The following is a 24,503-nucleotide window of genomic DNA, read 5'->3' on the forward strand; positions in this document are numbered from 1 at the left end:
CCACCATTGAGGGTGAACGCGTGAACCTAATTATGAAAATGCTGGCTGCACCAGCAACCGTACTGGCCCTATGGGCTGTCAGCGCTCAAGCTGCGACCAATGATGAAATTGCCAAGCGCCTGGAGCCTGTAGGCCAGGTGTGCGTCCAGGGGCAAGAGTGCAAGGGGATGGAAGTGGCAGTGGCTGCGGGCGGCGGCGGTGCGAAATCGCCGGATGACGTAATCGCCAAGCACTGCAACGCTTGCCACGGTACCGGCCTGTTGGGCGCACCGAAAATCGGTGACACCGCCGCCTGGAAAGACCGCGCGGACCATCAGGGTGGCCTCGATGGCCTGCTGGCCAAGGCCATTACCGGTCTGAACGCCATGCCGCCAAAAGGCACCTGCGCCGATTGCTCGGATGCCGAGCTTAAAGGCGCGATCGAGAAGATGTCGGGTCTGAAATAAACCGATCTTCGCCAAAAGAGCCGCTGACCAGCGGCTTTTTTGTGCCCGCGATTTGCCTTTTGAGGCTGTTCTTTGCAGCAAAGACCCGGCAAGCTCGGTCCAACCCCAATTCATGGAATGTTCGGGAGAAGTCGGATGGTGCAGTTGTGTTCAATCGAGCAAGCAGTCGACGACGTACTGGCACGGCTGCCGGCGCATATTCACATGGGCATGCCCCTGGGCCTGGGCAAACCCAACCTGTTCGTCAACGCGCTGTACCGGCGTATCGCCAAGCTGCCGGACCGGGCGCTGACCATCTACACAGCCCTGGCCCTGGGTCGCCCTACCTTGGGCGATGGTTTGCAGAAGCGCTTTCTCGAGCCCTTTATCGAACGGGTCTTCGGTGACTATCCCGAGCTGGACTTCCTCGCCGCACTGCGCAAGGACAGCCTGCCGTCGAACATTCACGTGCAGCAGTTCTTCATGCAGCCCGGCAGTTTGCTCCACAGCCTTTCGGCGCAGCAGGATTACGTCAGCAGCAACTACAGCCACGCTGCCCGTGATATCAATGCCGCCGGCCTGAACCTCGTCGCGCAACTGGTGGCCAGCAGCGCCGAACATCCGGATCGCCTGAGCCTGAGCTGCAACCCCGACATCACCCTCGACCTGTTGCCGATGATCGCCAAGCGCCGCGAGGCCGGTGAAACCATCCTGGTGGTGGGCCAGGTTCACAGTGATTTGCCCTACATGCCCGGCGACGCCGAGCTGGGCATGGATGAGTTCGACTTCCTGATCGACGAGAAGGACAGCACCACGCTGTTCTCCACCCCGAACATGCCGGTGGGTTTCCAGGATCACTTTATCGGTTTGCACGCCAGCACCCTGGTGCGCGACGGCGGCACCTTGCAGATCGGCATCGGCTCCATGGGCGATGCACTGACTGCGGCCTTGCTGGCGCGCCAGGCCGATAACGAGGCGTATCGCCTGTTGCTCACCGACCTGGATGTGTACCAATGGGCACCGCTGATCAGCCACGAAGGCGGCGTCGCGCCTTTCGCCCGTGGGCTGTACGGTTGCAGCGAAATGTTCGTCAATGGCCTGCTGGTGCTGGCCGATGCCGGGATTGTGCGGCGCAAGGTATACCCGGACGTCGCGACCCAGGAGCGGGCCAACGCCGGCACCCTGGACGAAGCGGCACAGACCGACGGCATCTCTGTGCATGGCGGCTTCTTCCTCGGGCCTCGTAGCTTTTACGAGCGTTTGCGGGACTTGCCGCAGAGCAAGCGCCTGGAATTCAACATGACCCGCATCAGCTACATCAACGAGCTGTACGGCCAGGAAGAACTCAAGCGTTTGCAGCGCCTGGATGCGCGCTTCATCAACAGCGCGTTTACCGTGACCCTGTTGGGCGCGGGCGTGGCCGACCAGTTGGAAGACGGCCGCGTGCTCAGCGGTGTTGGCGGGCAATACAACTTTGTCGCCCAGGGCCATGCGCTGGAAGGCGCGCGCTCGATCCTGATCCTGCGCAGCTGGCGCGAATCGGGCGGCGAGGTCAGTTCCAATATCGTCTGGGAATACGGCCACTGCACGATTCCCCGGCACCTGCGAGATATCGTCATCACCGAATACGGCATCGCGGATTTACGCGGGCAGACTGATGCCAGGGTGATCGAGGCGCTGCTGAATATCACCGACTCACGGTTCCAGGAAGATTTGATCGAACAGGCGCAGAAGGCCGGGAAGTTGCCGAAGGATTTCCAGCTGGATCCGCGGTTTGCCGACAACACGCCGGAGCGTCTGCAGGGGATTCAGGCGCGGCATCCACGGCTGTTCCCGGAGTATCCGCTGGGCAGTGACTTCACCGATGAAGAGCGGGATTTGTTGCGGGCGTTGAACTGGCTCAAGAGCAAATTCAAGCTGACGGAGATTCTGGAGCTGGGCAAGGCGGCGCTGGATGCACCGGAGCCGGAAGCGTTTCCCGAGCATTTGGTACGGATGCGACTGGATAAGCCGGAGGGGTTGAAGGAGGACTTGTATCAGCGCCTGTTGCTAGCGGGCCTACAAGCTACCGCGCACTAACAAACACAGGAGATCAAATGTGGGAGCGGGCTTGCTCGCGAAAGCGGTGGATCAGTCGACCTATCCGGTGACTGACACACCGCTTTCGCGAGCAAGCCCGCTCCCACATGTTTAACCGTGCCCGCACCGATTACTCGATAAAGGTCACAACCCCACCCGCCAACGACTGCACCCGCGCCAGCGACTCAACCCGGTAACCCTGGGCATCCAGCTCCGCACGGCCGCCCTGGAACGACTTCTCGATCACAATCCCCAAACCTGCAACGGTCGCGCCGGCCTGTTTGATGATCGAGATCAGCGCCTGGGACGCCTTACCGTTGGCCAGGAAGTCATCGATGATCAGCACGCGGTCGCTGCTGGTCAGGTGGCGCGGGGAAATCGCCACGGTGCTTTCGGTTTTCTTGGTGAAGGAATACACCGTCGCCGACAGCAGGTTTTCGGTCAGGGTCAGGGACTGTTGCTTGCGGGCGAAAATCACCGGCACGCCGAGGTTCAGGCCGGTCATGATCGCCGGTGCAATGCCCGAGGCTTCGATGGTGACGATCTTGGTGATGCCCGAATCCTTGAACAACGCAGCGAACTCGTCGCCGATCAGTTTCATCAGCGCTGGGTCGATCTGGTGGTTCAGAAAGGCGTCGACCTTGAGTACCTGATCGGAAAGCACGATGCCTTCTTCGCGAATTTTCTTGTGCAGTGCTTCCACGAAAGCTTCCTCTGTTGGCGCAACACGCGCCGAAAGTAGATTAAAAAGTAGTCGATTCTAGCGCTTTAACATCGCGCGTATATCCGCCAGGGCGGTATTGCCGCGAACGGCTTTGACTTCGGTTGGTGTGTCGTCGTTGCCTTCCCACGCCAGGTCATCCGGCGGCAGTTCGTCGAGGAACCGGCTGGGGGCACAATCGATGATCTCGCCGTACTGCTTGCGCTTGGCGGCAAAGGTGAAGGCCAGGGTCTGACGCGCGCGGGTAATGCCCACGTAGGCCAGGCGCCGTTCTTCTTCGATGGTGTCGGCTTCGATGCTGGAGCGGTGCGGGAGGATTTCCTCTTCCATGCCCATGATGAACACGTAGGGGAATTCCAGGCCCTTGGACGCATGCAAGGTCATCATCTGCACGCCTTCGGCGCCGTCTTCCTCTTCCTGCTGGCGTTCAAGCATGTCCCGCAGCACAAGCTTGCCGATGGCGTCCTCGACGGTCATCTCGCCTTCTTCGTCCTTCTCCAGGGTATTTTTCAACGCCTCGATCAGGAACCACACGTTGCCCATGCGGTAATCGGCAGCCTTGTCGCTGGAGCTGTTGGTGCGCAGCCAGTTCTCGTAGTCGATGTCCATGACCATGCTGCGCAGGGCGCTGATCGGGTCTTCGCCGGCGCACTGCTCGCGCACCTTGTCCATGAAGCGCTTGAAGCGCGCCAGGCGGTCGGTGAAACGAGTGTCGAGGTGCTCGCCCAGGCCGATTTCGTCGGTGGCGGCGTACATCGAGATCTTGCGTTCGGTGGCGTAGTTGCCGAGCTTTTCCAGGGTAGTCGAACCGATTTCCCGGCGTGGGACGTTGATCACCCGCAGGAAGGCGTTGTCGTCGTCCGGGTTCACGATCAGCCGGAAGTAGGCCATCAGGTCTTTCACTTCCTGGCGTCCGAAAAAGCTGTTGCCGCCCGACAGGCGATACGGAATCTGGTGGTGCTGCAGCTTCAGCTCGATCAGCTTGGCCTGGTAGTTGCCGCGGTACAGGATCGCGAAATCGCTGTAGGGCCGGTCGGTACGCAGGTGCAGGGTGAGCAGTTCGACGGCCACGCGCTCGGCTTCGGCGTCTTCGTTGCGGCAGCGGATCACGCGGATCTCGTCGCCGTGGCCCATCTCGCTCCACAGTTGCTTTTCAAACTCGTGGGGGTTGTTGGAGATCAGCACGTTGGCGCAACGCAGGATGCGGCTGGTGGAGCGGTAGTTCTGCTCCAGCATCACCACTTTCAGGGACGGGTAGTCGTCCTTGAGCAGCATCAGGTTTTCCGGGCGGGCGCCGCGCCAGGCGTAGATCGACTGGTCGTCATCGCCCACCACGGTGAACTGGTTGCGCTTGCCGATCAGCAGCTTCACCAGCAGGTATTGGCTGGCGTTGGTGTCCTGGTATTCGTCCACCAGCAGGTAGCGGACTTTGTTCTGCCACTTTTCGAGGATGTCGGCATGTTCCTGGAACAGCTTCACCGGCAGCAGGATCAGGTCGTCGAAGTCCACTGCGTTGAACGCCTTGAGCGTGCGCTGGTAGTGGGTGTAGACAATGGCGGCAGTCTGCTCCTTGGGGTTGCGCGCAGCTTCCAGGGCTTCGGCGGGCAGGATCAGGTCGTTTTTCCACGAGCCGATCATGTTCTTGATCTCGTCGACGCCGTCGTCGCCCGCGTATTCCTTCTGCATGATGTCGGTCATCAGCGCCTTGACGTCTGTCTCGTCAAAGATCGAGAAGCCCGGCTTGTAGCCCAACCGCACGTGCTCCTTGCGGATGATGTTCAGCCCCAGGTTGTGGAAGGTACACACGGTGAGGCCACGGCCTTCGCCACCCTTGAGCAGGGTGCCGACGCGCTCTTTCATTTCCCGCGCCGCCTTGTTGGTAAAGGTCATGGCGACGATGTACTGGGCACGGATGCCACAGCTCTGGATCAGGTGCGCGATCTTGCGGGTGATCACGCTGGTCTTGCCGGAACCGGCACCGGCGAGCACCAATAGAGGGCCGCCGACGTAGTTCACGGCTTCTTGCTGCCGGGGATTGAGTCGGGACATACGAAATTCAGGAGGTCATTGATCAAAAGGGCGGGCATTTTAACAGGCTGGCAAGATTCTGCTGCCTCTGAACGACAGTGTGACGTACCACTCGATCTAAATTTGCCGGTTTTGTTACTTTGCCGCAGGATGTGCAGGGTATTTAGGACTATTGTTCGGTCTAGAGCTGCACAGTGCGCATTTGATAACCCATATCATTGGTCATTATCGGGGCGCACGTCATAATGCCCGCCGCCAACGAAATTTTGCAGAGTCTAGGGAGCTAGCTTGTCTACGCCTGTCGAACCCTTGCGTTTGCTGCTACTGGCCGATGAGCCAGCGTGGGCAGCGTTATTGCGCGAGTGCCTGGCGCCGATGGGCGACGGAGCTGTGCTGATCAGCGCGCCAAACTGGGAGTCTGTGAGCAACCTGTTCGACGACGATCACAGCGCGGTGCTGTTGACCACGGCCAACCTTCAGCCCGGCCCCGGTCGCTGCAGCTTGCCAACGGTATTGCTGTTGGAAGAGGAACCCCTGGTTTCGCCCCTCGGCGTCAGCGACTGGCTGATCCTGAATGCATTGGATGTCGATACATTGCGCCGTTGCCTGCGGCATGTGCGCGAGCGCGGTGTGCTGGAAAACACCCTGCAACGCCTGGCCGAACAGGACCCGCTGACCGGTATCGCCAACCGCCAGGGCTTCCAGACCCTGCTGACCGCCCGCCTGGCGGAAAACGAAGGCCGTGGCGTTGCCCTCGGCCACCTCGACCTGGACAACTTCCGTCACGCCAACGACGCCCTCGGCCACCAGGCCGGCGACCGGCTGATCCTGCAAGTGGTCTCGCGGCTCAAGAGCCAGCTGGAGGCCGGCGATCAACTGGCGCGCCTGGGCAGCGACGAATTTGCCCTGCTGATCGACACCCGCCGTGCGCCCCAGCGCGCCGAATGGATGGCCGAGCGCATCGTCGAAGCCATGGCCGAACCCTATTGGGTCGATGGCGAAAGCCTGCTGATCGGTTGTAGCCTCGGCGTGGCCCATGCCCGCGCCAAGGCCGGCGCCGACCCGTTGATGTGGCACGCCCACATCGCCATGCAGCAAGCCAAAAGCACCCAGGGCTGCACCTTTCATATCTTCAACGAACGCATCAACCGCAATGCCCGCAGCCTCGCCGACCTTGAAAGCGAGCTGCGCCGGGCGTTGCGTCGTGACGAACTGGAGCTGCATTACCAGCCCCGCCTGGACCTCGACGATGGGCATATCGTCGGCCTGGAAGCACTGGTGCGCTGGCGCCACGGTGAGCGCGGCCTGTTGCCGCCGAGCGAGTTCGTGCCGCTGGCCGAGCAGAGCGGCTTGATCGTGCCGCTGGGCTACTGGGTGATTTCCCGGGCCCTGCGCGACATGCAGGACCTGCGCGAACGCGGGATTGCGCCGTTGCACATGGCGGTCAACCTGTCGTTCCGCCAGTTTCAGGACAGCCAACTGCTCAGCACCCTCAGCCGGCTGATTGCCGAGCGCGGCGTGGAAGCCCAGTGGCTGGAATTTGAGCTGACGGAAACCGCCGTGATGCGCCGCAGCGACCTGGTCAAGCAGACCATGGATGCGCTGGGCCGCCTGGGTGTGCGCTTTTCCCTGGATGATTTTGGCACCGGCTTTTCGTCGTTCGTGCACCTCAACAGCCTGCCGATTGCCTTGCTGAAGATCGACAAGAGCTTTGTCGGCGGCATGGAAGAGCGCGAAGAGAATCGCAAGCTGGTGCACGCGATGATCAACCTGGCTCATAACCTGAACCTGGAAGTGGTCGCCGAGGGCGTGGAAACCGCCGAGCAACTGGCGTTGCTGCGGTTGTTCGGCTGCGATCAGGCCCAGGGTTACCTGATCAGCAAGCCGTTGCCGTTGGCGGAACTGGTGGACTACCTGACGTTTGGTGACAGCCAGGAACTGGTGGGCGGCGTGATCTGACCGTGTAAACCCGATCAAAATGTGGGAGCCAGCTTTTGTGGGAGCTGGCTTGCCTGCGATAGCATCACTGCGATGTGTCTGACCTACCGAGGTGCCTGCATCGCGGGCAAGCCCGGCTCCCACATAAGCCAACTCCTACACTGACCGAGTAGAGCCGTTACTCCGGCTGCGCGGCTTGAAATCCTTGGTGGGTTTCAGGCTCCTGGCGAATCATCCGCTTCATCTTCCGTTCAAACGCCCAGGTCAGGCTGACTGCCGCGCACGCCAGGCCCAGGGCCAGGCCCCACCAAACGCCCGTCGGCCCCCAGCCGAGATTGAACGCCATCAACCATGCGGCCGGTGCGCCGATCAGCCAGTAGCAGCCCAGCCCGACCAGGAAGGTGGTCTTGGCATCCTTGAGTCCGCGAATGCAGCCCATGGCGATGGTCTGCACGCCGTCGAACAGCTCAAACCATGCGGCCACCGCCAGCAGGCTGACGGCGAGGTTGATCACGTCGCGAAACGCCGGGTCATGCTGGTCGAGGAACAGGCTGATCAGTTGGTGCGAGAACAACCACAGCACCGCTGCAAAGCCCAGCATCACCACTGCGCCAAAGCCTATGCCAACTCGCCCGGCCAGCCGCGCTTCCAGCAACTGCCCGGCACCATAATGCTGGCCGATACGCATGGTGATCGCGTACGACATGCCCGCCGGCACCATGAACGCCACCGACACGATCTGCAGGGCGATCTGGTGCGCAGCCAGCTGCGTGCTGCCCATGGTGCCCATGCACAGCGCGGCGAACGCAAACAGCCCGACTTCCACCGCATAGGTGCCACCAATCGGCAGGCCCAGGCGCCACAGTTCCCGCAGGTAATGCAGGTTGGGCCGCAGCAGACCCTTGCGCAGCGGATACGCGTCGTAGGCACGGTTGTATTTGATGTACCAGATCAGCGCCAGGGCCATGCAGTTGGCAACGATGGCGGTGACCAGGCCAATGCCCACCAGCCCGAGTTTCGGCAGGCCGAACATGCCTTCGATCAACGCGTGGTTGAGCAGGTAGTTGATCACCGTGCCGCCCAGGCTGATCACCATCACCGGCGTGGCCTTGCCGATAGCACTGGTGAAGCCGCGCAGGGCCATGAACGTCAGGTAGCCGGGCAGGGCGAACGGCAGGATGGTCAGGAACTGGCCGGCGGACGCGACGTTGGTTTCGGTCTGGCCGAACATCAGCAGCACTGGCTTGAGGTTCCATAGCAGCAAACCAGCCACCAGCGCCATCAACCAGGCCAGCCATAGCCCGGCCTGGGTCAGGCGGGTGGCGCCTTCGATGTCGCCGGCGCCCTGGCGGATCGCCACCAGCGTGCCCACGGCAGCGATCACGCCGATGCAGAAAATCGACACGAACGAATAGCTCGCCGCACCCAGGCCTCCGCCGGCCAGGGCCTCGGGGCTCAGGCGGGCCATCATCAGGGTGTCGGTCAGCACCATCAGCATGTGGGCCAACTGTGAGGCAATCAGCGGCCCTGACAGCCGCAGAATGGCCCAGAGTTCGGTACGTGCCGGATGCTGCATGATCATCACGCTCAAAAAGTCAGGGAAGGGTGGAAGGGTTGATTCTCGGCGCTCACAGCGCATTGCACAAAGGGATAAATCCGATGGTTCGCATGATTAAAACTCATGCCTGAATGATTCTGGTAGGGTTTCGATATTGCGCCGTCGGAGTTTTCGCCATGTCTCGTCGTCTTCCTCCTCTTTACGCCTTGCGCGCGTTTGAAGCTGCGTCCCGCTACAACTCGTTCACCCGGGCGGCGGAAGAGTTGTCGATCACCCAAAGTGCGGTGAGCCGGCACATTCGTACCCTGGAAGAGCATTTCGCCTGCCGCCTGTTCCAGCGCAGCGGCCGCACCTTGCAACTCACCGAGGCAGCGCGCCTGTTGCTGCCGGGCGTGCGTGAAGGCTTTGCGGCCCTGGAGCGCGCCTGCCATACCTTGAATACCGAGGACGACATCCTGCGCATGAAGGCGCCGTCCACCCTGACCATGCGCTGGCTGCTGGCGCGGCTCAGTCGCTTCCGGCACCTGCAGCCGGGCAATGAAGTGCAACTGACCAGCGCCTGGATGAGCGTCGATGAGGTGGATTTCAACCAGGAACCATTCGATTGCGCGGTGTTGTTGAGCAACGGGCATTTCCCGCCGGACTGGGAAGCCAGCTACCTGTTTCCGGAGTTGCTGATTCCGGTGGGCGCGCCGAACCTGTTGAGCGACGGACCCTGGGACGTTGCACGCCTGGCCTCTGCCGAACTGCTGCACCCGACGCCGGACCGGCGTGACTGGCGCAACTGGCTGGAGCGCATGGGGCTGTCATCCCAGGTTTCGCTCAAGGGCGGGCAGGTGTTCGACACCTTGGAGTTGGGCATGATCGCCGCCGCCCGAGGGTACGGCGTGTCCATGGGCGACTTGCTGATGGTGGCCGAAGACGTGGCCCAGGGCCGCCTGAGCCTGCCATGGCCCACCGCTGTGGCCAGTGGGGAAAATTACTATCTGGTGTGGCCGAAGACCCGGCCGGGTGGCGAGCGTTTGCGACGGCTGGGTGACTTTCTCCAGGGCGAAGTGCAGGCCATGGAATTGCCCCAGGTCGAGCGCCTCGACTGAGTGGATTGCGCACCGGCCAGCAATCGTTTGCGCGATACCCCTGTGATTCGCTCAAGTATTGAGCCTGCCCGCCGAAGTAGGGTTGTTGGAACTACCGTTCTGCAACGTTTCCCCTATTAGAATTTTGCCGAGCAGCGCTATGAGATCAGGATGATCCTGGCCTCGGCCAGGAGCCTTCATGTCTCAACCTCGCGCCCGGATTGCCTCTCAACTGGGGCTTGCCCTCGCCGTGATACTGGCTGTCGTCATCAGCGGCAGCACGGTATTCGCGTTGCGTTCGCTGGATTCCGCCAACCTCGACACCCGCGAGGAGCACCTGGCCAGCGAGGCCCGCTTGCTGGCCGACCAACTCAATACCTTCCACAGCACCTTGCGCGAAAGTACCCAGCGTTTGAGCGGGCTGTTTGAAAAGCGCTTCAGCGCCGGCTTGAGTACGCGCCCTGAGCAACCGGTGACGGTGGCGGGCGTGCAGACGCCGGGCCTGTACCTGGGCGAGGAAGTGCTCAACAACAACTTCGCTGAAGTCGATGAGTTCAAGCAGATGTCCGGCGGCGTGGCGACCTTGTTCGTACGCAGCGGCGAGGACTTTATCCGCGTCAGCACCTCCCTGACCAAGCAGGATGGCAGCCGCGCCATCGGTACGGCGCTGGATCACCAGCATCCGGCCTATCAACGCTTGCTGGGCGGGCAGGGCTACGTTGGCCGTGCGGTATTGTTCGATCGCTCCTACATGACCCAGTACAGCCCGGTGCGGGACGCCAGCGGCAAAGTGATTGCGGTGCTGTTTGTCGGCTTCGACTACACCGATGCGCAGAACGCCCAGTTCGACAACCTCAAGCGTTTCCGCATCGGCCAGACCGGTTCCCTGGCGCTGCTGGACGAACAGAAGCACTGGCTGGTACCGCCCGCTGGCGTGCAGGCGCTGGATCAGTCGATTCCGGTGATGCTCGACCTGGCCGCCGAACCTGGAAAAGGCCGTTTCTGGAGCGACAAGAACGAAGACTTCTACAGCGTTGCCGTGCCGTTTGAAGGCGGCCCGTGGTCGGTGGTGGCGAGCATGCCGAAAGCCGAAATTCGCGCGGTGACCTGGTCGGTGGGGATTCGCCTGGCGATCGGCAGCTTGCTCGCGATGCTGCTGGCGGTGGGCGCGGCGGTCTGGTTGCTGCGCAGCAAGTTGCAGCCGTTGGGCGACCTGGTGCGTCAGGCCGAAGCCCTGGGCGCCGGTGATTTGAGCGCACGGCTGAACGTTTCCAGCCATGACGAAATCGGCCAGTTGGCCCGCAGTTTCAACCAGATGGGCGAAGCGCTGTCGACCATGGTGTCGCATATCCGCAAGGCGGCTGAAGACGTGAACAGCCGCGCCCAGGCACTGTCGGGGTTGTCCGGCGGTGCGTACGAAGGCATGGAGCAACAGTCCGGCGAGATCACCAGCATGGCCGGCGCGGTGGAAGAGTTCAGCGCCACCTCGCTGAATATTGCCGACAACATGGGCAACACCGAACGCCTGGCGCAGGACAATGCCCAGCAAACCAGGATCGGCCGTACCTCGATGCAAGAAGCGTCGTCGTCCCTGGAACACATCGCCACCGCGCTGAACAGCACGGCCACGGTGATCAACACCCTGGGCCAGCGCTCCCAGGAAATCGGCGGGATCGTCGGAGTGATCACCGCGATTGCCGAACAGACCAACCTGCTGGCGCTCAACGCCGCCATCGAAGCGGCGCGGGCCGGTGAGCAGGGGCGCGGGTTTGCGGTGGTGGCCGATGAAGTGCGCAACCTCGCATCGCGCACTCGTCAGGCCACGGATGAGATTTCCGGGATGATCCAGAGTATCCAGCAGGAAACCGGCAACGCCATCAGCACCATGGAGCAAGGCAACGTGCTGATGCAGGAAGGCCTGGCTCGCAACGCTGACGTCGCCTCTGCGCTGGCGCGGATCGACGAGCAAAGCCGCTCGGCGGGCCAGCAGTTTGCGGCCATTACCACGGCGACCCAGGAGCAGAGCAGCACGGCGACCCTGCTGAGCAGCAACTTGCAGAGCATCGCCCTGGCCAACAGCGAGCAGCGTGAAGTGGTGTCCAACCTTGCGATCACCGCCAAGGAACTGGAGACCCTGGCGGCGGGCTTGCGGCATGAGGTTGACCGGTTTCGTTGATTGACTGTTCGGGCCTCATCGCGGGCAAGCCCGCTCCCACAGTTGACCGTGTTGTTCTGGAGTACGCGGTCCACTGTGGGAGCGGGCTTGCCCGCGATGACGGCCGACCCGACGCGTCAAACGTCGGATCGGTCGCCCAGCCCCGGGTCCACACGCTTGCCAATGTCCTTGAGTCGCGCCAGTTGGTCGACCATCCCTGGCGCTTCATCCAGGCTGCTGACAAAGGTCCACAGGTAAGTCATCACCGCATACACATGGCCGGCCTTGACCGCCGGCGACAGCGCCAACTGGCTGATGGCGACCACAAACAACAGCGCCGCCAGCGTGCCGATAAACAGGAACGCAGCGGCCTCGCGGTCCGACAGCCAGATGCGCAGGCGTGACAGCACCTGGTAGTGGCGCTGCAAGGTCTGTGCGCCGACCTTTTCCACCAGGCCGATTTCCTTTTCCAGGCGGTCATTCAAGCGCTCATGCAGTTCCTGATTGCGCCGGGCGAAACGTGGCAACAAGGTTGTGCACAGCGCCAGCGCGGTCAGGCACGCCAGGCCGATCCACGGCTCGATCACCAACAGCATCACTGCCGCACCGACGATGGAAACCAGCGCCGTCGCGATGATCGGCACGTGTTTTTCGAAGAAGTCGACAAAGTCCCGCGCCAGCACCACCCGCGCCGCCGCTCGTGAAGTGCTGTGGTTTTGCAGGCGCTGGTTGAGAATCACCGGCACCGCAAGGTCCGCGTAGATGCGGGTGAAGGTGCGTGTATCCAGCGCCCGTCGCGCCGCCCCGACCACCCAGAACGCCAGCACCACGGCGGCGTAGAACAGCGCGCTGCCGGCGTCGCCGCGGATGATCGAGTCCACCGCGAACCCCGCAAACAGTGGGTAGGCCAGCAGCAATGCGTTCTCCAGGGCCACCAGCGACAAGGTGCAGGACAACTTGCCGGGATAGGCCTTGGCGATCGCCTTGAGGGTTTGGCTGGCGGATTGTTGCCCGATCTTTTTGCTTTCTTCGATCAGGATCTGGGGTGTTACGGATGACATGGGGTGCACCGAGAGTGAGATAAACGCTATTATTGAGCGACTGCTCAAGTATCCTTGAGCGACCGCTCAAAAAGCAAGCGCCGTCGATCTGCCGGTGCCTGAAGGAAAAGCCTCATGTCGCGTATCGACCGTAAAGACCAGATCATCGCCGCCGCCCTGGAGCTGTTTCGCAGCAAAGGGTTTGCCGATGTTTCCACCCGCGACCTGGCGGAGCATGCCGGGCTGTCCCGCAGCCACGTCTATCACTACTTCAGCGACTGGAAAGAACTGCGCCGCGAAGCGTTCGTGCGGTTCGCCAACGAGCAACTGGACGAGGTGAGGGCGCCGCTGGTGGATCTGCCGCCATTGGAAGCCCTCGAAGGTTTCCTGCGTGACTGCCTGCCCTCCACGGCAGACGCCGGTTGGGCGCTATGGCTGGATGCCTGGGACGAAGCCATGCATGACGAGCCATTGGCCCAGGCCTACCTGGTGATCAACGCCCAATGGCAAGCCATGCTCGCCGAGATCATCGAGCAAGGTGTGGCGGCCAAAGTGTTCCGCTGTGAGTCGCCCAAACGAGCGGCGCGGCAGCTCTTCGCCGTGGCCATGGGGTATGCCGATGACTTGATGCTCAAACCCTCCGTTGAATCCGCTGAAGCGGTGATGGATGAGGTGATGGAAGTGGCGGGGCTGCTCCTGGCGTTGCCTAGGACGCGCTAGCAGGGCGGTACTGCAAGGCCTCCGCCAGATGATGGCGGGCGATGGCTTCCACTTGTTCCAGGTCGGCCAGGGTGCGGGCGACCTTGAGCAGGCGATGGGCTGCCCGCAACGACAGCGTCAGCCGTTCGCAGGCGCTTTCCAGCCAGCCTTCATCAGCCTTTTTCAGTTTGCAGTGCTGGCGTAGCCCCGGCAGGTCGAGAAACGCATTGGCGCAGCCCTGGCGCCGTTGTTGGCGGTCCCGGGCATCGGCGACGAGGACGGAGGCGCTGGCGGTGTCATCACCGGACTGTATGCCCGGGTTCAGCGCGGTGCTTTCCCGGGCGACGGTCACGTGCAGGTCAATCCGGTCCAGCAGCGGCCCCGAGAGTTTGTTGCGATAGCGCTGAATCTGCTCCGGCGTGCAGCGACAGCGCCCACTGGGCTCGCCCACATAGCCGCAAGGGCAGGGGTTCATTGCCGCCACCAACTGAAAGCGCGCCGGGAAACGCACCCGGTCGCGAGCGCGGGAAATCACGATATGCCCGGACTCGAGCGGCTCACGCAGCACCTCCAGGACCTTGCGATCAAACTCCGGCAACTCGTCGAGAAACAACACACCGTGATGGGCCAGGGTTATTTCCCCCGGCTGCGGTTTCGAGCCGCCGCCCACCAGCGCCGGGCCGGATGCCGAATGATGCGGCTGGCGAAATGGCCGGTGTGGCCAATGGCTCAGCGGCGCCAGGCTGACCACCGATTGAATCGCCGCCACCTCCAGCGCTTCCTGTTCACTCAAGGGCGGCAACAACCCCGGCAGACGGCTGGCGAGCAACGTCTTACCGGTGCCCGGTGGCCCGCTGAGCAACAGGTTGTGGGCGCCCGCCGCAGCGATCAACAGCGCACGCTTGGCTGCCAGTTGGCCCTGCACTTCACTCAGGTCCGGGTAGGGTTTGTTCAAGTACATCAGGCCGCTGGAGACGAAGGGCTCGATCGGCACGTGACCGTTCAGGTGCGCCACCACTTGCAGCAGATGATCCACCGCAATCACCTTCAACCCCGAAGCCAGGCAGGCTTCCTCGGCATTGGCCCGTGGCACGATCAAGGTGCGCCCGACCTTGCGCGCCGCCAGGGCTGCCGGCAACACACCTTTCACCGGCCGCACCTCACCGGACAGTGCCAGCTCGCCCAGGCATTCCACGTTGTCGAGGGTCAGCGCCGGTACCTGCACGCTGGCGGCGAGAATCCCCAGGGCAATCGCCAAATCAAAACGCCCGCCGTCCTTGGGGAGGTCGGCGGGTGCGAGATTGAGGGTGATGCGGCGGGACGGGTATTGCAGCGCAGAATTGAGAATGGCGCTGCGCACGCGGTCTTTGCTTTCCTTGACGGCGGTTTCCGGCAGGCCTACCAGCGTCAGCGACGGCAAGCCGTTGGCCATGTGCACCTCGACAGTGACGGCGGGCGCTTCGACGCCTATCTGGGCGCGGCTGTGGACGATGGCGAGGGACATGCTGGTTCCTTGAAATGAGTGGCCGCTTCCTGCGGTTTTTCAAGGGTAGTTGAGTGATGGCGACGCGCGGCGGCGAGGTTTTACAGAACGTATCGCGCTAGCGGTCCGACGGCGGCACACACAGAAACTCTTTCGCCAACGTCAACCACGCCTGCGCCGCAAACGACAATTTGCACTGGCGCCGCCACGCCAGCATCAGCCTCCAGTTCAGCGCCGGCGACTGTATTTCCGCGATGCTGAACTGGCTCGCATCAAGGGTTTCGCAGAATGCCCGGGGCAGCAGGGTGATGCCCACGCCCAGTCGTACCAGGGAGGCGATAAAGTCCCATTGGCTGCTGCGGCCACTGATCCGCGGCTCAAAACCGGCTTGTGCACAGGCATCAAGTACGAATTGGTTCAGGGTGAAGGTGTCATCGTAAAAGATGAATTCGCAGGCTTGCAGTTCGCTCAGCTCTACCGAGCTGCGTCCCTGCCAGGGAGAGTCATGGGGCGCGAGCAGGCACAGTGGCGATTCGAACAGGGGCATGGATTCGAATTCGGACCAGATGTCCGCCACGCGCGGCGAGTCCAGGATGGTGCCGAACTCCAGCGTGCCCTGGCGCAGATCCTGGATGGTGATATTGCCGCCGCTTTCGAACAGTTTCAGTTCGATCTTCGGGTAACGGGCGTGATACTCCGCAAAAATCGGCGCCAGTGCGAGGTGGGTAGAGGGCGAAAGCCCCATGCGCAGGGCGCCGCGCCCGACATGCTGCAAGTCTTGCAGCTCTACCGTCATTTCATCGTGCAGCGCGATCATTTCCTTGGCGCGCTTGAGCACAATTTCCCCGGCGTCCGTCAGGGTGAAGCGTTTTCCCATGCGGTCGAGCAGCTTCAGGCCAAGGCTCGACTCCAATTGCTGCACCATCTTGCTGACTGTTGGCTGGGTCAGGTGCAGCTTCACAGCGGCTTTGGTAAAGCTCTGCTGGTCGACGACTTCTACGAAATAACGGAGCGCCCGGATGTCCATCTTGCATTCCAATTTTGCATGGTTTTCATAATATTAATTCATTATATCTTTAAAAAATGGCTGGATAAGATTTGTTACATCTGTTCCCAGCCAGCGCTTCCATGACGCCTTAAGGGCCTTGCCAGACGCTTCCATGGCCAGATTTCTCGCAGTGTATGAATCAAAGGCAACGCTATTTCTGGAGAGCAACTGTGCTTAACAAAACGCGTCATTCTTTTTCCGGTTCTGATGAGATGTCTCAGGGAGCGCGCTTCGTTAAGGAGTTGCTGGCGCAGGCGCAGATCGAGGTCAACGGGCCATCGGCTGCCGATATGCAACTGCACCACAGTGCCACATTTGATCTCGCCCTGGCCAAGGGCAATCTTGGCCTTGGCGAGGACTACATGGATGGCGGCTGGGACGCCGAGGCACTTGATGAGTTTTTTTACCGCCTCATGCGCTCCGGCGTGATCGACCAGGCCAACCCGGCCACCTTGTTGTTTCACGCGTTCAGCTCCCGCTGGCTGAACCTGCAAAACAAGAAGCGCGCCTGGCAAGTCGGCGAAGCACATTACGACCTCGGCAATGACTTCTACGCACGCATGCTCGACTCGCGCATGACCTACACCTGTGGCTACTGGAAAGATGCCACCACCCTGGAGCAGGCGCAGTTCGCCAAGCTGGACCTGATCTGTAAAAAACTGAGGCTCAAGCCGGGCATGCGCGTGCTGGATATCGGCTGTGGCTGGGGCAGTTTCATGAGCCATGCGGCCGAGCACTATGGGGTCGAGTGTGTCGGCGTGACCATCTCCAAGGAGCAAGCGGAGTGGGGGCGGGCCAAGTATTCACATCTGCCGATCGAGTTTCGTCTGCAGGACTATCGGGATATCGACGAGCAGTTCGACCATATCGCCAGTGTCGGCATGTTCGAACATGTGGGGCGCAAGAACCATCGGGCGTATATGGAGGTCGCCAACCGCTGCCTGAAAGACGATGGGTTGTTCCTGCTACACACTATCGGCAAGAACCAACGCAACAGCACGCCGGATCCGTGGATCGACAAATACATCTTTCCCAACGGTGATTTGCCCTCGATCGGGCAGATCGGCGACGCCATGGACGGGTTATTTGTTGCCGAGGATTTGCACAACTTTGGCGCCGACTACGACAAGACGCTGATGGCCTGGTGCGAAAACTTCGAACTGGCGTGGCCGGATTTCGCAGACACCTTTGGCCAGCGTTTCTACCGGATGTGGCGCTATTACCTGCTGTCGTGTGCAGGGGCGTTTCGCGCGCGGGATATCCAGCTGTGGCAGTGGGTATTGTCGAAGAAGGGGGTTGTCGGCGGGTATCAGCGGGTGAGCTGAGGGTTGCAACGGTTTAACGGGGACAGGCGAAACCTGCCCCGGTTGGGCCGGCTTATTCGGCGGCAGGCGCCAATCGCGCTTCCAGCTCCGCCACCTTGGCCTCAAGGCTTTCCAGTCGCGCCCGAGTGCGCGCCAGCACCACCATCTGGCTATCAAACTCTTCCCGGCTTACCAGGTCCAGCTTGCTGAAACCGCTTTGCAGCAGTGCCTTGAACTGGCTTTCAATTTCATTGCGTGGCAGCGGCGTGTCGCTGCTGAACAGGCGGGAGGCGTGGCCGCTCAGGGCGTCGAGGAGGTCTTTGGGCGCGAGCATGGGAAATCGTCCGGAAAATCTGTTGGCCGGCAGTGTATCACGCAGCGTCTATAGTCTTTTCCAGCCCCTGCGGCGCACGCTTTTCGCGCATGAGGACGGGCGGTCGCGCACCGTTTTCGTGCGTATCTTCGCTGTCGTGGCGCCCGGTAGGTGGGCACAGGCGAACAAAGGACTGATTTCAGTGATTTTTACGGAGCTGGCAAGCTTTCTGCTTAGACGATCATGACCCATGCACTGATGCAGTCGCTGTGACGATGCAGTGCGCCGACGGACCAGCGGTACATGTTTCGTCACCAGTGGTTAGCGAGCGTCGCAATGGCAAATGCCAGGGCGACGAAGCGTTACAAAGCCAGGCACTGCGCTTAGACTTGAGACGGGTTTGTTTTCCTGGGGCAAGTCCACCAATTCGGGAGAGAGTTTTCATGAAGCTAGTCACTGCCATCATCAAGCCGTTCAAGTTGGACGATGTACGCGAGTCACTGTCCGAGATCGGCGTGCAGGGCATTACCGTTACTGAGGTCAAAGGCTTCGGTCGGCAGAAGGGTCACACCGAGCTGTATCGCGGCGCGGAATACGTGGTCGATTTCCTGCCAAAGGTGAAGATTGATGTCGCCATTGACGACAAGGATCTTGACCGGGTTATCGAGGCGATAACCAAGGCCGCCAACACCGGCAAGATCGGTGACGGCAAGATCTTCGTGGTCAATCTGGAACAGGCTATTCGCATCCGTACCGGCGAAACCGATACCGACGCAATCTAGGCCGCCAAACCCCAACGCCCCAGGAGAAAACAATATGACTCTGCGTAAATTCGCAGGGCTAGGAGCCCTGTTGTCCCTCGTAATGCCGGCCCTGGCCATGGCGGCGGACCCAGTACCTGCTCCAGTCCTCAATTCCGGCGACACCGCGTGGATGCTCACGTCCACCGCGCTGGTGCTGTTCATGACCATTCCAGGCCTCGCGCTGTTCTACGGCGGCATGGTTCGCTCCAAAAACATTCTTTCCGTGATGATGCAGTGCTTCGCCATCACCGGCCTGATCACCATCCTGTGGTTCGTGTACGGCTACAGCATGGCGTTCGACACCACCGGTATGGAAGCAGGCGTCGTCAACCTCAACTCGTTTGTGGGTGGCTTGTCCAAACTGTTCCTCTCGGGTGTGACCCCGGCCAGCATCACCGGCCCGGCGGCGTTGTTCCCTGAGGCCGTGTTCGTGACCTTCCAGATGACCTTCGCGATCATCACCCCGGCGCTGATCGTCGGTGCATTCGCCGAGCGGATGAAGTTCTCCGCGATGCTGATCTTCATGGGCGTCTGGTTCACCCTGGTCTACGCACCGATCGCCCACATGGTATGGGGCGGTCCGGGTTCGTTGCTGGGCGACTGGGGCGTGCTCGACTTCGCAGGCGGCACCGTGGTGCACATCAACGCCGGTGTGGCCGGCCTGGTAGCGTGCCTGGTACTCGGCAAGCGTAAAGGCTTCCCAACCACCCCAATGGCCCCGCACAACCTCGGTTACACCCTGGTGGGCGCGGCCATGCTGTGGGTCGGCTGGTTCGGCTTCAACGCCGGCTCCGCTGCTGCCGCCAACGGCACTGCCGGCATGGCGATGCTGGTGACCCAGATCGCTACCGCTGCTGCGGCCCTGGGCTGGATGTTCGCCGAGTGGGTCACCCACGGCAAGCCGAGCGCACTGGGCATCGCCTCGGGTGTGGTTGCGGGCCTGGTGGCAATCACCCCAGCCGCTGGCACCGTGGGCCCGATGGGCGCCCTGGTGATCGGCCTGGCTGCCGGTGTGGTGTGCTTCTTCTGCGCCACTACCCTGAAACGCAAACTGGGCTACGACGACTCTCTGGACGCCTTCGGCGTGCACGGTATCGGCGGTATCCTCGGCGCGATCCTGACCGGCGTGTTCGCCGCACCGTCGATGGGTGGCTTCAACGCCGCTACTACCGACATTGCCGCACAGGTCTGGGTTCAGGCCAAAGGCGTCGGCTTCACCGTCATCTACACCGCTATCGTGACGTACATCATCCTCAAGGTGCTGGACGTGGTGATGGGCCTGCGGGTGACCGAAGAAGAAGAGGCGGTTGGCCTCGATCTGGCGCAACACAACGAGCGCGGCTACAACTTGTAAGTACGCGAAAAAAAGATGCCCGGCTTGCCGGGCATTTTTTTGCCTTGGGTTTGTCTGTGGCTAAAGGTGTATGGGTTTTTTTGCGACTTTGTGATGGGATCCGCACTGCACTTTTCAGTGTGCGAATGTCTTACAGGCATGTAGGCGTATTCGGCACTTTGTTTTTTCCCTGAGCGCGCTAGAATGCGCGCCGATAGGCGGAGAACTGTATGTGGCAACAGACCCTGATAACCCTGCGGGCCAAGCCCCGGGGCTTTCATCTGGTGACGGACGAATTGCTCGCCGGCCTGCCTGAATTGAAGGCCTGTCGGGTGGGACTGTTGCATTTGTGGCTGCAGCACACCTCGGCCTCGTTGACGGTCAACGAGAATGCCGACCCGGCGGTTCGCCGTGACTTCGAGCGTTTTTTCAATGCGCTGGTGCCGCAAGGCACGGCGGGATATGAACACAACGACGAGGGTCCGGATGATCTGCCGGCGCACTTCAAGGCCAGTCTGCTGGGCTGTCAGCTGAGTTTGCCGGTAAGGGCCGGCCGCTTGGCGATGGGGACCTGGCAAGGTGTTTATCTGGGCGAGCACCGTGATCATGGCGGTGCTCGTAAAGTCCTCGCCACCTTGCACGGTGATGGGGCATAAGCCACTGGTTAACCGGTGGATGTTGATTTTTTTCCGGCGGCCGTCGACAGGCGGCGAAGCTGGGCTATAACTAATCTGCTTTTCGCAAGTCATGAGGTAGAACATGAGCGACGATGATCTGGAAAACGACGACCTCGAAGTAGGCGACGACGACGAAACCGAGGAAGGTCTTGAGGCGGCTGCCGAAGACGTGGCTGACGACGACGGTGGCGACGATGCACCGGTCCCGGCAGCCAAGGGCAAGGCCAAGGCTGCAGTGTCGGTTGACGAGTTGCCGAGCGTAGAAGCCAAGAACAAAGAGCGCGATGCGCTGGCCCGGGCGATGGAAGAATTCCTCGCCAAAGGCGGCAAAGTGCAGGAAGTCGAGGCTAACGTGGTGGCAGATCCACCGAAGAAGCCGGATAACAAGTACGGCAGCCGGCCTATCTAAGGCCTGCTGTTTGCTTGCTGAAAAAGCCCGCCGTCGCTGCGGGCTTTTTCATGGGCGCTACAAAATGGTCAGGGCCAACACCCATCCAAGGATGAAGAGCGTGTGTGGCGAGGGAGCTTGCTCCCGTTGGGGCGCGAAGCGGCCCCTGGTTGGGTCGACGCGGTCTTTCAGAAAGGCCGTCGTGGCTGGTTCAGGGGCCGCTTCGCAGCCCAGCGGGAGCAAGCTCCCTCGCCACAAAAGCCCTTCATCATCAGGTTATGCGTTCCAGCGGGCTAGCACGTCGGGTAGCTCGGTCAGGCTGCGAATCTCGGCATCCGGCAATTTCTCGGCCTCCCAGGCCTTGCCTGCCGGGTTGAACCACACCGCCCGCAGCCCCGCCTGCTGCGCACCGGCAATGTCATCCCCTGGATGGTCACCCACATGCACTGCCGCGCCCGGCGCTACGCCACCGCGCTGCAAGGCTTCCTGAAACAACCGCGCATCCGGCTTGGCAATACCAATGTCTTCAGCCCGGAGTGCAAAGTGGAAGTAGTCCGCCAACCCCACACGTTGCACATCGGCATTACCGTTGGTAATCACCCCCAGCAGATAGTCGCGGCGCAGTGCTTGCAGCATCGGTTCCGCTTCGGGGAATACGGTGAGTTGATGCCGGGCATGGATGAACGCTTCAAAGCACACATCCGCCATCTGCGCCGCTTCCGGCAGCGGGTACCCGGCTTCCTCGAAGGCGTATTGCAGCACCTTGTGACGCAACACGCTGATGCGATATTTCAGCTCGGGATGACGCTCCAGCACCTGCCGGCGAAGGCTGGCAAACTTCTCCAGGGGCAAGTCGCCCACCTTGGTGGCGTGGGTCGCCAGCCACTCGCGCATCGATGCCTCGGCGCTGATGATGACCGGCACGTTATCCCAGAGCGTATCGTCCAGGTCGAAGGTGATCAGCTTGATGCTCATGAGTCACTGCCCTTAATGCGTTTGGCCCGTGGATGGGCGCTGTCGTACACCGTTGCCAGGTGCTGGAAGTCCAGGTGGGTGTAGATCTGGGTGGTCTTGATGTCGGAGTGGCCCAGCAGTTCCTGCACCGCACGCAGGTCCTGGGAGGACTCCAGCAAGTGGCTGGCAAAGGAGTGCCGGAGCATGTGCGGGTGCAGGTTCTGCCCCAGCTCGCGCTCGCCGGCGGCCTTGACCCGCACTTGTATGGCCCGGGGCCCGAGGCGCCGGCCTTGCTGGCTGATAAACACCGCGTCGTCCGCCGGGTTGGCCAGGGCGCGCAGGGGCAGCCATAGCAGCAAGGCTTCGCGGGCCTTCTTGCCCACCGGTAATACGCGGGTCTTGCTGCCTTTGCCGAGCACCTGCACCAGGCCATCCGCCAGGTCCAGTTGATCGAGGTTAAGCCCGGTCAGCTCCGACAGGCGCAGGCCCGAGGAGTAGAAGAGTTCGAGGATCGCCTGGTCGCGATGAGCCAGGAAGTCGTCCTCCACGGCGCCGTCGAGCAATTGCAGGGCACGGTCGGTGTCGAGGGTCTTGGGCAGGCGGCGTTCACCCTTGGGCGGCGCCAGGCCGTTGGCCGGGTCGTGGTCGCACAGGCCTTCGCGGTTCAGGTAGTGATAGAGGCCGCGTACCGCCGACAGCAGGCGCGCCAGGCTGCGGGAGGATTGGCCTTGCTGGTGCAGGCGGGCGATCAGGCTGCGCAGACCCTGGATGTCCAGGGCCTTCCAGCTGCCGATGTGTTGTTTCTCGCAGAACGCCAGGACCTTGTTCAAGTCCCGCCGGTAGGCTTCCAGGGTATGCGGCGACACCTGGCGCTCGCTGCGCAGGTGAGCGCAGTAGGCGTCCAGTTGTCGTTCCATGGCTAGCGCACCGCGCGCAATGCGCTGGTGAAGCGTGGCAGGACGCGGCCCAGCACTTCGGCGATGTAGCTCAGGAACAGCGTGCCCACCGAGCTTTTGTAATGCTGTGGATCACGGCTGGCGATGGCCAGCACGCCATGCAAACCTTGATGACTGAGGGCAACCACGGCGGTGGAGCCGATCTGCTGGCGCTGCTCGGCGCCAAACAGGAAGTCCAGCTCATGCTCGCGCAAGGTGCCGCTGATGGTCTTGCCTTCGGACAGCAGGCCGCCAATCGCGGTCTGGGCATCGCTGCCGCTGACCCAGCGACCCACCGGCATCGGGTTGTCGCTGAACAGGATCAGGCTGACAAAGGGCACCTGGAAGTCCTGGCGCAGGCTGTCTTCGACGGCAATCACCGCTTCTTCCAGGCTGGCGGCGTCCATCAGGGTCAGGACCAGGCGGCGGGTCTTGTCGAACAGGCGGTCGTTGTCGCGGGCCACATCCATCAGCTGCGAGAGCCGATGGCGCATTTCGATATTGCGCTCGCGCAGGATCTTCATCTGCCGCTCCACCAGCGACACGGTATCGCCGCGCTGGTGGGGAATACGCAGGGCCGGCAGCAGTTCTTCGTGTTCAACGAAGAAGTCCGGGTTAGCCTCCAGATACGCCGCAACGGCTGCGGCCTCCAGACTTTCGCTTGGGGATGCTTGCGCGGGTACTTGAGGCTTATCAGTCATTAGATTTGCTCACTCATAGACGGACCTGTCCTTCGTAGACGCGGGTGGCCGGGCCGGTCATTTTCACCGGTTGGCCGGGGCCTGCCCATTCGATGGACAGGCGTCCACCGGGCAGGTCGATCAGCAGCGGCGAATCCATCCACCCCTGGCTGATCGCGGCTACGGCAGCGGCGCAGGCGCCGGTCCCGCAAGCCTGGGTTTCGCCGGCCCCGCGTTCCCACACGCGCAACTGCGCACGGGAACGGTCGATGACCTGCAGGAAGCCCACATTGACCCGCGCGGGAAAGCGCGGGTGGTTTTCGATCTTCGGCCCCAGTTCATGCACCGGCGCGTTGTTGATGTCATCCACCCGCAGCACGGCATGGGGGTTGCCCATGGACACGGCAGCCAGGTTGACGGTCTTGCCGTCCACGTCCACCGGGTAGCTCAGGGCTTGCTCGGTGGCCTGGAACGGAATGTCCGCCGGCACCAGCCGTGGCGCGCCCATGTTGACGCCGATCTGGCCGTCGCTGCGAATATCCAGCTCGATGATGCCGCTTTTGGTCTCGACGCGAATCTGCCGCTTGGCGGTCAGGCGCTTGTCCAGGACAAAACGGGCGAAACAGCGGGCACCATTGCCGCACTGTTCCACTTCGGAGCCATCGGAGTTGAAGATCCGGTAACGGAAATCCACTTCCGGGTTACTCGGCGCTTCCACCAGCAACAATTGGTCGAAGCCGACACCGGTGTGCCGGTCGCCCCACAGCTTGGCGTGCTTGGGCAGGATGTGCGCGTGCTGGCTGACCAGGTCGAGGACCATGAAGTCATTGCCCAGCCCGTGCATCTTGGTAAAACGCAGCAACATG

The 24,503-nt window shown here is 61.8% G+C and carries 22 protein-coding genes; 11 read left to right on the forward strand and 11 right to left on the reverse strand.

Going from position 1 to position 24,503, the window contains the following annotated elements:
• The first annotated feature begins 32 nt into the window (after positions 1-32).
• Entirely contained in the window at positions 33-446 is a 414-nt protein-coding gene (locus ACIOMR_RS12725) for a cytochrome c5 family protein (RefSeq protein ID WP_305729269.1), read from the forward strand.
• A gap of 135 nt (positions 447-581) precedes the next feature.
• Positions 582-2,504: an acetyl-CoA hydrolase/transferase C-terminal domain-containing protein gene (locus ACIOMR_RS12730; RefSeq protein ID WP_003208758.1), complete on the forward strand. Its 1,923-nt coding sequence runs from the start codon at positions 582-584 to the stop codon at positions 2,502-2,504.
• A gap of 130 nt (positions 2,505-2,634) precedes the next feature.
• Here ACIOMR_RS12730 and ACIOMR_RS12735 read toward each other — a convergent pair whose 3' ends face one another.
• Both ACIOMR_RS12735 and rep read right to left on the reverse strand, forming a co-directional pair.
• The gene (locus ACIOMR_RS12735) at positions 2,635-3,207 is read right to left on the reverse strand and encodes a xanthine phosphoribosyltransferase (RefSeq protein ID WP_008439415.1); all 573 of its coding nucleotides are present in this window, start codon (positions 3,205-3,207) and stop codon (positions 2,635-2,637) included.
• A 57-nt stretch (positions 3,208-3,264) separates the two neighbouring features.
• Positions 3,265-5,274 (reverse strand): DNA helicase Rep, encoded by a 2,010-nt coding sequence (rep, locus tag ACIOMR_RS12740; protein ID WP_008439414.1) that lies wholly within the window; start codon positions 5,272-5,274, stop codon positions 3,265-3,267.
• 267 nt (positions 5,275-5,541) lie between these two features.
• Between rep and ACIOMR_RS12745 the strand changes: the two genes are divergently transcribed.
• On the forward strand, positions 5,542-7,212 hold the full coding sequence (locus ACIOMR_RS12745; RefSeq protein WP_008439412.1) for a bifunctional diguanylate cyclase/phosphodiesterase: 1,671 nt from the start codon (positions 5,542-5,544) through the stop codon (positions 7,210-7,212).
• 157 nt (positions 7,213-7,369) lie between these two features.
• On the opposite strand, the gene ACIOMR_RS12750 is transcribed toward ACIOMR_RS12745, so the two are convergent.
• Complete coding sequence (locus tag ACIOMR_RS12750) at positions 7,370-8,773, reverse strand: NorM family multidrug efflux MATE transporter (RefSeq protein ID WP_008439410.1); 1,404 nt, start codon at positions 8,771-8,773, stop codon at positions 7,370-7,372.
• 152 nt (positions 8,774-8,925) lie between these two features.
• Here ACIOMR_RS12750 and ACIOMR_RS12755 point away from each other — a divergent pair, with 152 nt between their 5' ends.
• Both ACIOMR_RS12755 and ACIOMR_RS12760 read left to right on the forward strand, forming a co-directional pair.
• Complete coding sequence (locus ACIOMR_RS12755; RefSeq protein WP_401194437.1) at positions 8,926-9,846, forward strand: LysR substrate-binding domain-containing protein; 921 nt, start codon at positions 8,926-8,928, stop codon at positions 9,844-9,846.
• A 178-nt stretch (positions 9,847-10,024) separates the two neighbouring features.
• Complete coding sequence (locus ACIOMR_RS12760; RefSeq protein WP_401194440.1) at positions 10,025-12,001, forward strand: methyl-accepting chemotaxis protein; 1,977 nt, start codon at positions 10,025-10,027, stop codon at positions 11,999-12,001.
• A 116-nt stretch (positions 12,002-12,117) separates the two neighbouring features.
• Here the strand turns inward: ACIOMR_RS12760 and ACIOMR_RS12765 are convergent, their stop codons facing one another.
• Positions 12,118-13,041 (reverse strand): ABC transporter six-transmembrane domain-containing protein, encoded by a 924-nt coding sequence (locus tag ACIOMR_RS12765; RefSeq protein WP_401194443.1) that lies wholly within the window; start codon positions 13,039-13,041, stop codon positions 12,118-12,120.
• Between the two features lie 114 nt (positions 13,042-13,155).
• On the opposite strand from ACIOMR_RS12765, the gene ACIOMR_RS12770 reads away from it, so the two are divergent.
• On the forward strand, positions 13,156-13,740 hold the full coding sequence (locus tag ACIOMR_RS12770; protein WP_177035333.1) for a TetR/AcrR family transcriptional regulator: 585 nt from the start codon (positions 13,156-13,158) through the stop codon (positions 13,738-13,740).
• Here ACIOMR_RS12770 and ACIOMR_RS12775 read toward each other — a convergent pair.
• Both ACIOMR_RS12775 and ACIOMR_RS12780 read right to left on the reverse strand, forming a co-directional pair.
• Positions 13,727-15,223: a YifB family Mg chelatase-like AAA ATPase gene (locus tag ACIOMR_RS12775; protein WP_087693705.1), complete on the reverse strand. Its 1,497-nt coding sequence runs from the start codon at positions 15,221-15,223 to the stop codon at positions 13,727-13,729. The genes ACIOMR_RS12770 and ACIOMR_RS12775 overlap by 14 nt on opposite strands.
• A gap of 97 nt (positions 15,224-15,320) precedes the next feature.
• The gene (locus tag ACIOMR_RS12780; protein WP_003208779.1) at positions 15,321-16,229 is read right to left on the reverse strand and encodes a LysR family transcriptional regulator; all 909 of its coding nucleotides are present in this window, start codon (positions 16,227-16,229) and stop codon (positions 15,321-15,323) included.
• A gap of 263 nt (positions 16,230-16,492) precedes the next feature.
• Between ACIOMR_RS12780 and cfa the strand changes: the two genes are divergently transcribed.
• Positions 16,493-17,575, forward strand: coding sequence for a cyclopropane fatty acyl phospholipid synthase (gene cfa, locus ACIOMR_RS12785; RefSeq protein WP_401194554.1), 1,083 nt, complete (start codon positions 16,493-16,495; stop codon positions 17,573-17,575).
• Positions 17,576-17,627: 52 nt separating this feature from the next.
• On the opposite strand, the gene ACIOMR_RS12790 is transcribed toward cfa, so the two are convergent.
• The gene (locus ACIOMR_RS12790) at positions 17,628-17,837 is read right to left on the reverse strand and encodes an accessory factor UbiK family protein (protein ID WP_371857034.1); all 210 of its coding nucleotides are present in this window, start codon (positions 17,835-17,837) and stop codon (positions 17,628-17,630) included.
• A gap of 473 nt (positions 17,838-18,310) precedes the next feature.
• Here ACIOMR_RS12790 and glnK point away from each other — a divergent pair, with 473 nt between their 5' ends.
• From glnK to sutA, 4 genes are all read left to right on the forward strand, one after another.
• Positions 18,311-18,649, forward strand: a complete 339-nt coding sequence (gene glnK / locus ACIOMR_RS12795) for a P-II family nitrogen regulator (RefSeq protein WP_002555808.1) — start codon at positions 18,311-18,313, stop codon at positions 18,647-18,649.
• A 34-nt stretch (positions 18,650-18,683) separates the two neighbouring features.
• Positions 18,684-20,024, forward strand: coding sequence for an ammonium transporter (locus tag ACIOMR_RS12800; protein ID WP_008439352.1), 1,341 nt, complete (start codon positions 18,684-18,686; stop codon positions 20,022-20,024).
• Between the two features lie 209 nt (positions 20,025-20,233).
• Entirely contained in the window at positions 20,234-20,659 is a 426-nt protein-coding gene (locus ACIOMR_RS12805) for a secondary thiamine-phosphate synthase enzyme YjbQ (protein ID WP_003208787.1), read from the forward strand.
• 103 nt (positions 20,660-20,762) lie between these two features.
• Positions 20,763-21,089, forward strand: a complete 327-nt coding sequence (gene sutA / locus ACIOMR_RS12810; protein ID WP_003208791.1) for a transcriptional regulator SutA — start codon at positions 20,763-20,765, stop codon at positions 21,087-21,089.
• A 255-nt stretch (positions 21,090-21,344) separates the two neighbouring features.
• On the opposite strand, the gene ACIOMR_RS12815 is transcribed toward sutA, so the two are convergent.
• From ACIOMR_RS12815 to dapF, 4 genes are read right to left on the reverse strand one after another with little or no spacing between them, the layout of a single operon-like run.
• A complete protein-coding gene (locus ACIOMR_RS12815; protein ID WP_401194450.1) occupies positions 21,345-22,043 on the reverse strand; it encodes an HAD family hydrolase in 699 nt (232 codons plus the stop codon).
• Positions 22,040-22,939, reverse strand: coding sequence for a tyrosine recombinase XerC (gene xerC / locus ACIOMR_RS12820; RefSeq protein ID WP_008439350.1), 900 nt, complete (start codon positions 22,937-22,939; stop codon positions 22,040-22,042). Before xerC ends, ACIOMR_RS12815 begins: the two co-directional genes overlap by 4 nt.
• Positions 22,940-22,941: 2 nt before the next feature.
• On the reverse strand, positions 22,942-23,658 hold the full coding sequence (locus ACIOMR_RS12825; RefSeq protein ID WP_003208796.1) for a DUF484 family protein: 717 nt from the start codon (positions 23,656-23,658) through the stop codon (positions 22,942-22,944).
• 13 nt (positions 23,659-23,671) lie between these two features.
• Complete coding sequence (dapF, locus tag ACIOMR_RS12830) at positions 23,672-24,502, reverse strand: diaminopimelate epimerase (protein WP_008439347.1); 831 nt, start codon at positions 24,500-24,502, stop codon at positions 23,672-23,674.
• Position 24,503: the final 1 nt, after the last annotated feature.

The organism is Pseudomonas sp. NPDC087814 (assembly GCF_044742865.1).
GTDB lineage: Bacteria > Pseudomonadota > Gammaproteobacteria > Pseudomonadales > Pseudomonadaceae > Aquipseudomonas.

Bases quoted from the DNA above. Each gene is read 5' to 3' on its own strand.
- ACIOMR_RS12725 (WP_305729269.1), top strand. From the start codon at position 33: ATGAAAATGCTGGCTGCACCAGCAACCGTACTGGCCCTATGGGCTGTC.
- ACIOMR_RS12730 (WP_003208758.1), top strand. From the start codon at position 582: ATGGTGCAGTTGTGTTCAATCGAGCAAGCAGTCGACGACGTACTGGCA.
- rep (WP_008439414.1), bottom strand. From the start codon at position 5,274: ATGTCCCGACTCAATCCCCGGCAGCAAGAAGCCGTGAACTACGTCGGC.
- ACIOMR_RS12750 (WP_008439410.1), bottom strand. From the start codon at position 8,773: ATGATCATGCAGCATCCGGCACGTACCGAACTCTGGGCCATTCTGCGG.
- ACIOMR_RS12755 (WP_401194437.1), top strand. From the start codon at position 8,926: ATGTCTCGTCGTCTTCCTCCTCTTTACGCCTTGCGCGCGTTTGAAGCT.
- ACIOMR_RS12760 (WP_401194440.1), top strand. From the start codon at position 10,025: ATGTCTCAACCTCGCGCCCGGATTGCCTCTCAACTGGGGCTTGCCCTC.
- ACIOMR_RS12765 (WP_401194443.1), bottom strand. From the start codon at position 13,041: ATGTCATCCGTAACACCCCAGATCCTGATCGAAGAAAGCAAAAAGATC.
- ACIOMR_RS12770 (WP_177035333.1), top strand. From the start codon at position 13,156: ATGTCGCGTATCGACCGTAAAGACCAGATCATCGCCGCCGCCCTGGAG.
- ACIOMR_RS12775 (WP_087693705.1), bottom strand. From the start codon at position 15,223: ATGTCCCTCGCCATCGTCCACAGCCGCGCCCAGATAGGCGTCGAAGCG.
- ACIOMR_RS12780 (WP_003208779.1), bottom strand. From the start codon at position 16,229: ATGGACATCCGGGCGCTCCGTTATTTCGTAGAAGTCGTCGACCAGCAG.
- glnK (WP_002555808.1), top strand. From the start codon at position 18,311: ATGAAGCTAGTCACTGCCATCATCAAGCCGTTCAAGTTGGACGATGTA.
- ACIOMR_RS12800 (WP_008439352.1), top strand. From the start codon at position 18,684: ATGACTCTGCGTAAATTCGCAGGGCTAGGAGCCCTGTTGTCCCTCGTA.
- ACIOMR_RS12805 (WP_003208787.1), top strand. From the start codon at position 20,234: ATGTGGCAACAGACCCTGATAACCCTGCGGGCCAAGCCCCGGGGCTTT.
- sutA (WP_003208791.1), top strand. From the start codon at position 20,763: ATGAGCGACGATGATCTGGAAAACGACGACCTCGAAGTAGGCGACGAC.
- ACIOMR_RS12815 (WP_401194450.1), bottom strand. From the start codon at position 22,043: ATGAGCATCAAGCTGATCACCTTCGACCTGGACGATACGCTCTGGGAT.
- xerC (WP_008439350.1), bottom strand. From the start codon at position 22,939: ATGGAACGACAACTGGACGCCTACTGCGCTCACCTGCGCAGCGAGCGC.
- ACIOMR_RS12825 (WP_003208796.1), bottom strand. From the start codon at position 23,658: ATGACTGATAAGCCTCAAGTACCCGCGCAAGCATCCCCAAGCGAAAGT.
- dapF (WP_008439347.1), bottom strand. From the start codon at position 24,502: ATGTTGCTGCGTTTTACCAAGATGCACGGGCTGGGCAATGACTTCATG.